The following is a 7,190-nucleotide window of genomic DNA, read 5'->3' as shown; positions in this document are numbered from 1 at the left end:
GTCTACAACGCCGAGCAAATGCCGCCCTGGGAGCTGCCAAAGCATAAAACGCAAACAGGCTTTCAGACCAACTGGAGCAAAGGCGGCGGCGGCAAACACATGCTGCGCTTTGAAGACTTCAAAGGCACAGAACACATCGAGCTCTCCACAGACCATGGCAACACCCATTTGCACATGGGCTACCTCATGAACCAAAGCTCCATTGCACAACGCAGCTATGGTTTTGAGTTACGCACCAACGAGTGGGGAGCCATCCGTGCCGATAAAGGGCTCCTGATCACCACCTATTCGCAGGACTTCACCCAAAAAATTGCGCACGACAGCCCTGACGGCTTCATGGAACTGGGCTCCTCATTAGCCGCGACAGAATCGTTAATGCAAGAAGCCAACAATGCCTTGCAAATGATGGACAGCGCCATCACCGCATTGAACGACCTCAAAGCCAGCCATGTCGAGCAAATGGCCGACGGCGTCTTCCAATCCGTAGGCAAAACAGCCGCGGCAGCCTCTATCGCCAAAGCCGCACAAGCGCTCGCAGACTTTGCCGCCGGGGGCGCTGCAAACCCCGAAACCGTCCTGCCTCAAAACACCGACCCCGCCATGCAGCAGGCACGCGCGCTGCAAGAGCTCTCCAAAGACATCAGCAAACCCGTGGTGTCCATCGTGAGCCCGGAGGGCCAGTCCCTGATCAGCCCCAAACCCATCGTCATCAGCTCGGGGCAAAGTGTCTCTGCGCACGCACAAGACAACATCACCCTATCGGCCAATGCCCAGCTGACGCAGCTGGCAAAAACCGGCATGCTCACCCATGTCAGCAGCGGCGGACAACGCAATACCGTTGGCGAAGGCGATATCGCCTCTGAAGCCCTCAGCGGCCACATGAACCTGACCGCCCAGCAAAATATCACCATGGCGTCTTTGGATGCCGATGCCAGCCTCATCGCCAGCGAAAACGTCAACATCCAGTCCGAAGAAGACTCGGTGCTGATCAAAGCGGGCAAGCACATTCGGCTAGAAGCAGGGCAGAGTATCACCTTCGCCGTCGGGGGCTCCATCATCACCATGACGGCCGAAGGCAATATTGTGATTGCCGGCAGCGGTGAAGGCGTAATCCAATTTAATGAAGACCTAACCCATCAAGCCAAGAATATCTTATTGAATTGTTAGGCTTTCTGCGATGGCTCTGACGGATTATATTATAAATATTGATTTCTAGAATTATTTCGGGTTAAGCATTCGGTCTACTTGATTAAATTATTTCTTGCAATTAAAAATGGATGTTAATTGAATTTACATGCCAGATACTTATTATATTATTTGCACATAGTTATGTGATTTATATGGGATTTTGAAAATATCTCCTTGTGCTCAAAGACGATGAATAATGTCAAAAAAGATCGAAATAAAGATTTTCTTAGTTATATATTCTACTCATTGATTGGAGTGTGTTGTTTTTCTTTTATTTTATGGAGGGGGCCTCCAGAAAAAACCACTGCAAAATATGAACTTTTAAAAGAAACATATTTTTTCTATCCATTTATGTGGTTTTGGATTATCGTGATGTTGCTTTTTATAATTATTTGCTTAAGAGGGTATTATTTAAGCGATAGAGTTTCCTAAAATAAATATTTAATTATTATGGGTGTTGCTGGACTTCAATTTCATTGCTAGCTCATCATGAGTGATAAGGAAAGTCAAAGTCAATCGTAAAACACAGGCGCTCTCATTAATTCTTTTGTGTATTTTATGCTTCTTTTTTTATTTATCTTATGTGGAGAGGGCTTCATGTGCAGATGGTTTTGGCTTATCAGGTCATGCTAAATAATAAATATATATTATCCAACATGTCTTTTTGCTATTGTAGATTTTTCTTTTGTTGCATTCAAAACCCAAGAGATATTTACCTTAAAAAGTAATACTTTTAAAATTATCAAAATATTGAATCAATAATGAAACTAGAGGCTAGTGGTTTGCTTAATAAAAATTATATTAAAATTCATTTTCACAATAATTTTTATATTTTATTTAATTTTTAATTTGCCATATGGATTGATTGCATCACACTTATTGATTATTGTATTTTTAAAATTTCTTAGTGGCTAATGCAAAGTTTTTTTTGGTAGCGTGATTGATGATTTTGAAATAATGTTGCGAACCGTGAGTTATGCATCAGCCTTAAATTCCCTGGTTGGTTTTCATGGTCTCTTTAAATTTTAAATTCATAAGCCATTGAAATCATTTTTTTACCTTTTTCGTTCATGGCGGCGGCTATGCTTTTCAAAAGACGCTTTGTGGCTCATATTTGATAGCGCACTCATCCTAGTAACGAGACTTTTGCAGAGTTTCACTAGAATTATTGGTGATAATTAATCTCCGTTGAGGAAATCTCCAGAGTCTTTTATCTCAATATATTTTTACTTTAATGGGGCTTTAATGGGTATTCAAGATAAGAAGAAATATTCAAAGTCTGTATACGTGCGCTCGGCGATTGTAACAATAATACTGGCTTTGATATGTGTTTATCTGGTATGGAGAGGGCCTCCTGCAGAGATGGGTTTGGCTCGGCAGATGCTTTTAAAAAACAGTTATGTTTATTATCCATTATTCTCTTTTGCTATTATTTTTTTTGTTTGGCTCACATTCGAGAATTTGAAAAATGCCTTTTCCAAAAAAAAATCTTATTTTTTGGATTAAATTTTAATGGCTGTTTGTTTTGTGAAGATCATGAGGTTTTGAGTGATGTGCTTTTTAATTCGTTTAAATTAGTGGTTGTTTGAAGTGTATTTTTAAAATCTAATACCAATTAAGTCATGAGGTTACAAATGGTTTTATTGGGCCTCAGGATTTTTTGAAATTCCTTAACTTGATATAAATAGAAAATATGAAATACCTAATTAATGAAGGAATTTTAGAAATTCCAGATAATTTGATTGATAGATCTGTAAATATGCTGGTAACTCAAGATGGAAAAGAGGTTTCTTACACTATCAGCAGAGATAAACTGCAGACCGCAGAACCTTTGACGGCATTCATAGATCGTCAATTGAGTGACCTTTCAAGGCAAGTCAGTAAATTTGTTGAGAGTGAGCGCATTGAAATCAACTTCAAAAAAAGTGCGCAGACCGGATATCAAATTACGAGCTCATTTAAACAAAATGGCCGTGAGTATCACCAAAAACAAATGGTGCTTGTGCTCAAAGATCAGGAGTCGGTCTTGGTCGTAACGGGTACGTCTTTTGAGCCTTGGTCTTCAAAAAATATGGCTGCATGGCAGTCCTTGTTGAAAAACTCAGAGCTGCATTAAACGAAGACAAACACGATGACAACACCTAACCTCTCTGGTGCCGCGGCGGCAAGACTGTTGGATCCCATAGCTCACAGCAATGCGCACGCTCGCTTTTGGGCGCAAGTGGCAGCTGGAATGGTGGGCGGCATCGTGGCTGGCGCACTGGCCGGAGCTGCTGCAGCTGCTATTGTTAGCACTGCAGGCTTGGCTGCGCCCTTGTTCACAATCGCAGGTCTTACGCTCACTGCAGCAGGGGGGATTACTGGCGTTACAAGCATTGTCGCGGGTTTTTTTGGGAGTAGAGTAGCCCAAAGCCTCATTGACCGAGCTCTACCTGAGTCCTTCACGATTACCGGAAAAATCATCAATGCATCCACTAATGTGTTTGTCAATAGCCGCTTTACCGGCGCTGCCCGTGCAAGCCCTGATAACCCAATTGATCAAGTCTACTGCAGCAGACATACACCACAAATTTTGATTGCAGAAGGCGCTGAAACGGTCTTTGTGAATCAAGCAGTCTTTGCACGCAAGGGTGATGCCGTAGAGTGCGGGGCTATTATTCAAGAGGGATCCCCCAATGTTTTTGTAGGGGATCCAAAAGCCAGAGTGCGAAACGTGGCGGATGAGGTACCTTGGATCTCGCAGGTTTTGGGCACCATCATAGGCTTGACTGAAGGCATTAGGGGGTTGCTCAAGTGTATTGGCAAACTTCCTGGCACCCTCAAATCCGCTACGCCTTGTATCGTAAAATATCTCTCTGAGCAAACTCTTGAATCGATCCTAGGCGCTATTTTCAACCCCGTCCACATCGCCACCGGCATCAAATTCCTCACTGGCGACGTAGACACCGACATAGAGCTGCCCGGCCCACTGCCGCTGCACTGGCGCCGCCGCTACAACAGCCTCGATACCCGCCAAACCACCGTGCATGGCCAAGGCTGGGGGGGCGACTTTGGTGTGCAGTTGCACATTGCCGCCAATGGCTTCGTGACCTACACCGACGAGCAAGGGCGTGACATCTACTGGGATGCGTTAGAGCCCGGTTACTCGCAAGAAAACGTGGCCGAAGGCTACATCCTCTACCACACCGAAGATGGGCAATACGCACTGCAAAGTGCCGATGGCCTGTACCGCCTCTTTGAGCCCCTCGACCAAGACCCCGATTCAAGTGCCGCTGTAGCGCCCATTCGCCCGGGAGCCCAGCGCCTCATACGCATAGAAGACGAGCACGGCAACTACATTGCCTTGCGCTACCACAGCGGCTTTGAAATCCGCAACATCACAGACACCACCGGCCGCCTTTTGGAGCTGGCCTACACCCAGCCAGCCCAAGCCCATGGCCGCAGGCTGGCCAGCATCACACTCACCAAAGGCGCTGAAGGCGAATCCATCGGCCAGTTGGTGCGCTACCAATACCACGCCAGCGGCCAGCTCGCCCGCGTGCTCAACCGTGAAGGCACCATCACCCGAGAATTTGCCTACAACACAGAGCAACTGATGACCCTGCACCGCAATGCAGACGGCTACAGCTGCCATTACGAATGGGGAGCCTTTGCCGACCACCCGCGCGTGACTCGCCATTGGACCAACCAAGGCGATGACTTCCGGCTCGAACACCACCTGCACAGCGCCGCACAAGCCCACAGCAACGGCCTAACCCCTGCGGCTGACAAACCCAGCGGGGGGCGCACCTGGGTCTATGACGCACTCGGGCGCAAATATTGTTTTGATTGGGATGCGGACTACAACCTCCTTCAAAGCACCGATGCCTTGGGCCACACCCTCACCCAACACTGGAACGCGTTGCGCCAACGCACCGCCCTGATCGACCCCCAAGGCCACACCACCCGCTACGCCTACGACCCGCACGGCAACGAAAGCGCCGTCACCGATGCGCTAGGGCGCACCACCCACACCACTTGGCTCGGCTTTCGGGCCCTGCCGCTGTCCATCCGCTACCCCGATGGCAGCAGCGAACACTATGCCTACGACCAGCGCTACAACCTCATTGCCCATACCGACGCGCTGGGCCAACGCACCGAATGGGGCTACAACGACCGGGGCCTGCCCATCATCAGCACCGATGCCAAAGGCGGCGTACAGCGCTACGCTTGGACAGCCCGCGCACAATTGGCGCAGTTCACCGATTGCTCAGGCCAAAGCACCCACTACCAATACGACCCCAACGGGCACCTGCACACCGTCACCGACGCCGCTGGCCACACCCACCGCTACGTGCACAGCCTCAGCGGCCTGCTGCACTCACTCGAATTGCCAGACGGGGCCCACCACCAGTTTCGCTACAGCAAAGCCGGCTCCCTCATTGGGCGCTTAGACCCCTACGGACGCCCGACCGAATTCAAGCGCGATGTCAACGGCCAACTGCGGCAGCACACCGACGCGCAAGGCCGCCAAATTCACCTGGACTACGACAAAGCCCACCGCCTGCACACCCTCGTCAATGAAAACGGCCAAGCCTTTCGCTTTGGCTACGACGCCGCTGACCGCCTCATTGAAGAGCAACGCATCGGCGGCACCCGGGTCGAAGTCGACTACAACGCCAGTGGCTGGCCCGTGGCCATCACCTACCACCCCCGCGAAGGCAGCGATGCAGAGGCGGACAGCCCCGCCGTCAACCGCCCGCCATCGGCCCCACGGCGCATTGCATTGGTGCGCGATGCGGCTGGGCGCCTGCTCGAAAAACGCACCCACCACTACCATTACCACTACCGCTACGACGATGCAGACCAACTGCTGCAAGCCCAAGTGCATGCGGTGCACTACCTCGATGAACAAGACCTGCAAGAGCTCGCGCAGGGCCCTGCCCACAAGCGCGCACAAGAGTCCAGCCGCACGCAGCCCAGCGGCACGCAGGCGCCCCAGCACGCCATCAACCCATGGCGCCTGCAACTGCTGCACAACACCGAATTTGTCTACGACCGGCAAGGGCGCTTAATCAAAGAAACCAGCCAAGACCTGCTCAGCGGCCACACACACACCCTCGAACACCAACACGACGCCCTAGGCAACCGCACCCAAACCACCCTGCCTGCCCTGCCCCAAGGCCACCCGCAAGCGGCGCACAAACGGGCGCTGAACTACCTGTACTACGGCTCAGGCCACCTGCACCAAATCAACTTCAGCCTAGCGCCTGGCGCTCACCCCCCCTCCCAGCCAGACCACACGCAAACACCACTAGGCGCGGACGCCAGCGCGGCGCACACCATGGCCGTGCACCAGCTCATCTGCGACCTCGAGCGCGACGCACTCCACCAAGAAGTGGCCCGCAGCCAAGGCCACCTCAACACCCGCATCCAACGCGATGCCATGGGCAGGCGCACCGCCGCCTGGAGCCGCTCCAGCACCTTCGATAACGGCCTGCTTGCGCAAGACGCCAACTGGCAAAACGCCCTGCACACCCTGCAAACGGCCCAGCCCATCGAGCACAAAGAACTCACCGGCCTACTCAAAACCTGGCAATACGACAAAACCGGCGAGCTGCGCCTGGCTCAGCACAGCCTACAAGGCGCGCGCGGCCATCAATACGACGCCACAGGCCGCATCGAGCACAGCCAACGGCTGCGCACCGCTGGCAGCACCGGCACCTTGGCGCAAGCGGCCAATGAACGCTTTGACTACGACCCTGCAGGCAACCTGCAAGACCCTGCCCTGGCCCAAGCGGCTCGCGCCCCCAACCAACCCGCCCAGCGCGGCTACGTGCAAGACAACTTGGTGCGCGTGTTTGAAGACAAGCGCTACAACTACGACGGCCACGACCGCCTCATTGAAAAACGCAGCGGCAAACACAGCATTCAGCGCTTTGTGTGGGACGAAGAAAGCCGCCTCAAAGCCGTACACACCACCCGCCGCCCAGGCACCGAGCACGAAAACACCCAAAGCACGC

At 51.5% G+C, this 7,190-nt stretch carries 3 protein-coding genes and 1 pseudogene; all 4 read left to right on the top strand.

The features are described 5' to 3' along the window. Positions 1 to 1,167: type VI secretion system Vgr family protein (locus tag E8K88_RS17640; RefSeq protein WP_136407986.1), on the top strand; the 1,167-nt coding region annotated here is incomplete at its 5' end. Between the two features lie 1,714 nt (positions 1,168 to 2,881). Next, positions 2,882 to 3,304: a DcrB-related protein gene (locus tag E8K88_RS17635; RefSeq protein ID WP_136407985.1), complete on the top strand. Its 423-nt coding sequence runs from the start codon at positions 2,882 to 2,884 to the stop codon at positions 3,302 to 3,304. A 15-nt stretch (positions 3,305 to 3,319) separates the two neighbouring features. After that, positions 3,320 to 3,835 (top strand): annotated as a pseudogene (locus E8K88_RS18660) (PAAR domain-containing protein); the annotation flags it as partial. A 138-nt stretch (positions 3,836 to 3,973) separates the two neighbouring features. Beyond that, positions 3,974 to 7,190, top strand: a 3,217-nt coding sequence (locus E8K88_RS17630) for a DUF6531 domain-containing protein (protein WP_168797388.1), incomplete at its 3' end; no start/stop codon positions are given.

The sequence above is a fragment of the Lampropedia aestuarii genome (assembly GCF_004803635.1).
Taxonomy (GTDB): domain Bacteria; phylum Pseudomonadota; class Gammaproteobacteria; order Burkholderiales; family Burkholderiaceae_C; genus Lampropedia; species Lampropedia aestuarii.
This window is presented reverse-complemented; position numbering and strand designations above follow the sequence as displayed.